Source organism: Streptomyces sp. NPDC054847 (genome assembly GCF_053610925.1).
The window spans coordinates 1-3,434 of sequence record NZ_JBSGZJ010000602.1 but is presented as its reverse complement, the minus strand read 5'-3'; the positions used below and the strand labels follow the sequence as shown (position 1 = coordinate 3,434).

2 protein-coding genes and 1 pseudogene are annotated in these 3,434 nt (G+C 72.7%); 1 reads left to right on the top strand and 2 read right to left on the bottom strand.

Going from position 1 to position 3,434, the window contains the following annotated elements; translation table 11 throughout:
- Positions 1 to 597: 597 nt before the first annotated feature.
- A pseudogene (locus tag ACWGH4_RS33030) lies at positions 598 to 1,732 on the bottom strand (cation:proton antiporter); the annotation flags it as partial.
- Between the two features lie 2 nt (positions 1,733 to 1,734).
- Positions 1,735 to 2,205: a cation:proton antiporter regulatory subunit gene (locus ACWGH4_RS33025; RefSeq protein WP_453467339.1), complete on the bottom strand. Its 471-nt coding sequence runs from the start codon at positions 2,203 to 2,205 to the stop codon at positions 1,735 to 1,737.
- Between the two features lie 250 nt (positions 2,206 to 2,455).
- Between ACWGH4_RS33025 and ACWGH4_RS33020 the strand changes: the two genes are divergently transcribed.
- Positions 2,456 to 3,394, top strand: a complete 939-nt coding sequence (locus ACWGH4_RS33020) for an NAD-dependent epimerase/dehydratase family protein (RefSeq protein ID WP_453467337.1) — start codon at positions 2,456 to 2,458, stop codon at positions 3,392 to 3,394.
- The last annotated feature ends 40 nt before the right edge of the window (positions 3,395 to 3,434 follow it).

Below are 3,434 nucleotides of genomic sequence, written 5' to 3'. Positions count from 1 at the left end.
GTCTACACCCTCGTGCGTGACATTCGGCGCCCCCGTGCGCGTTGGCGCCCGCGCCGGCCTACGCCCGACGAGTAGGCGGCGTCAGCGGCCTCGCCGCATCGTGGCCCGGCGGCCGGCGGGCTCACCGCCTCGCGGCTTCACGCACCGGCGGCGTCCGCCGGTTTCGACACCCGCCCGAGCCCCGTTACGAGCGATCGTCCCCCCGTCGTCGCCCGCTTGTCCAACGCGCGATCCTCTCGGGCGCGCCCGCTTCCGGACCCGCCGCGGGGTCGTCGGTAGTGCCCGAGAGGTCGGTCGCCGCGTCGGTCGAAGCGCCCCTTGCCGGGTCGGCCGGAGCGCCCGCAGGGTCGGTCGTAGCGGCCGCCGGGCCGGCCGGTAGATCCGCCGCCGGGTGGGCCGGAGTGTCCGCCGGGCCGGCCGGTGGACCCGCCGCCGGGTCGGTCGCAGTGCCCCTTCCCGGGCCGGCCGGAGTGTCTGTCGCCGGCTCGGCTGCGGCGCCCGCCGGGTCGGCCGGAGTGCTCCCCGTGCGCTCCGGCGGAGTGTCCGTAAGTCGGTCGGGCGTCGGGCCGCTCACCGTGTGGGGGCGGCGTAGCAGCCAGGAGGCCAGGGGTTCGGTCCAGCGGGTCGTGAGTGGGCCGATGAGTACGAGGATGAGGACGTACGCCGCCGCCAGCGGGCCGATCCTCGGCTCGGTCGCGGTCGCCAGGCCCGCGATCACGATCGAGAACTCGCCGTGGGCCACCAGTGTGCCGCCCGCACGCCAGCGACCGCGGGCGCCGATGGCCGCGCGGCGGGCCGCGTACCAGCCTGTGGCCGTCTTCGTCAGCATCGTGACCGCGGCGAGCGCGAGCGCGGTGAGCAGGACCGGCGGGATCTCGTTCGGGTCGGTCGAGAGGCCGAAGAAGACGAAGAACACCGCCGCGAACAGGTCCCGCAGCGGCGCGATGATTCTCCGCGCCCCCTCCGCGACCTCGCCCGACAGGGCGATGCCGACCAGGAACGCGCCGACCGCTGCGGACACCTGGAGCTCCTGGGCGATGCCCGCGACCAGCAGGGTGAGGCCGAGCACGACGAGCAGCAGCATCTCGGGGTTGTCGGAGGACACCGCCCGGCTGACCAGCCGGCCGTGGCGCAGGGCCACGTAGAGCACGAGGCCGACCGTGCCGAGCGAGATCAGCAGCGCGATACCCGCGCCTGCCAGGCCCAGCCCGGCGATCACCGCGGTGAGCAGCGGCAGGTAGAGGGCCATCGACAGGTCCTCGATGACGAGCACGCCGATGACCACCGGCGTCTCGCGGTTGCCCAGGCGGCCCAGGTCGGCGAGGACCTTGGCGATGACTCCAGACGAGGAGATCCAGGTGACGCCGCCGAGGGCGACGGCGCCCACCGGGCCCCAGCCGAGCAGCAGCGCCGTGCCCGCCCCCGGCAGGGCGTTGAGGACGAAGTCCACGACGCCGGACGGGTACTGGGTGCGCATGCTGTCGACCAGTTCGGACGCGCTGTACTCGAGGCCCAGCATGAGCAGGAGCAGGATGACGCCGATTTCGGCGCCGACGGCCACGAAGTCACCGCTCGCGCTCAGCGGCAGCAGCCCGCCGGAGCCGAAGGCGAGTCCGCCGAGGAGGTAGAGGGGTACGGGGGAGAGACCGAAGCGGCCCGCGAAGCGGCCGGTCAGGCCCAGCCCGAGCAGGATCGCGCCGAGCTCGATCAGCAGCATCGTCGTGTCGTGCACGGTCAGCCTCCGGCGATGATCTCGGCGAGGGCGTCGACGCCCTCCCGTGTGCCCACCGCGACGAGCGTGTCGCCCGTGGCGAGCCGGAAGCCGGGGCCGGGGGACGGATGCGCCCCCGTCCGTCGCAGCACGGCGACGACCGACGCGCCGGTTCTTGTCAGGGCACGGGCGTCGCCGAGCGGCCGCCCTACGTAGGGCGACCGGGTGCCGACGGGGATGTGCTCGGTGACGAGGTCGATGCCGTCGGTCCGTACGGCGTCGATGGGTTCGGCGTCGAGGAGATGGGCCAGCGCCGTGGCCTCCTCCGGCCCCAGCGGCACCGAGAGCAGGCAGGCGTCGGGGTCGTCAGCGCCGTAGAAGCCGAGGAAGCGGCGGCCGTCGTTGTGCACGACGACCGAGACGTGATGGCCGCTTTCCGTGCTGAAGTCGAACTGGGTGCCGACGCCCGGCAAGGGGGTGCGACGGGTGGTCATGCTCGCCTCCCGGGAGCGGCTCCCCGAGGGAGAGGATGTGTCCTGGATCGTTATATATCGTTATGCACTGTTTTGAGGGGTTGCTGATCAGTCTAAGGAGCCGGTCGCCGTAACGGACGTGATCACTGGGGCGTACCGACGTGACCACTGGATCCGTACAGGTGGGCACGGGTGCCGCGGTCCCGTGTCACAGACGTAGCGGGCCCACTCGTCCCTTGTGCGAGAGCCCGTTTCGGAACCAGGAAGGGTGATGATCGTGCGAGTGTTCGTGGCAGGCGGGGCCGGGGTCCTGGGGCGGCGACTGGTGCCGCAGCTCGTGGCCAGGGGGCACGAGGTGACGGCGACGACGACGAGCGCCGCCAAACTGGGCCTGCTGGAAGAACTGGGTGCGGACGCCGTCGTGATGGACGGGCTGGACGCGGCGTCGGTCGCCGACGCGGTGGCCGGGGCCCGGCCCGACGCGATCGTGCACCAGATGACCGCGATCTCCGTGGCGCACTCCGGCAAGCCGGACATGAAACACATGGACCGCTGGTTCGCCACCACCAACCGGCTGCGCACCGAGGGGACGGACCATCTGCTCGCTGCCGCGGAGAAGGCCGGCGTGTCCCATGTCGTCGCACAGAGCTACGCCAGCTGGAACGGCATCCGCGAGGGTGGGTGGGTGAAGACGGAGGAGGACCCGCTCGACCCGATGACGGGGACGGTGGCGCGCCCGGGGATGGAGGCGATCCGTTACGTCGACGAAGTGGTCGTCAGGGCCGGCGGCGCGGCCCTGCGGTACGGCGGGTTCTACGGGCCCGGTGCCACCGACGACCAGGTCGAGCTCGTACGCAAGCGGCAGTTCCCGCTCGTCGGGGGCGGCACCGGCCACAGCTCGTGGGTGCATGTCGACGACGCGGCGAGCGCCACCGTCCTGGCCGTGGAGCAACGGGCGAAGGGCGTGTTCAACATCGTCGACGACGAACCGGCCCCGGCCGCCGAGTGGCTGCCCCACCTGGCGGCGTGCGCGGGCGCGAAGCCGCCGATGCGGGTCCCCAAGTGGCTGGCCCGGCTGCTGGCCGGGGAAGTGGCGGTGACGATGATGACCGAGGGGCGCGGCTTTTCCAATGCCAAGGCCAAGCGGGAGCTCGGCTGGGAGCTGCGGTATCCGTCGTGGCGGCAGGGCTTCCGGGACGGCCTTCTGTGACCCGGACCGAGGCGTTCGAGGAGCGGCGGCCGCTGTGGTC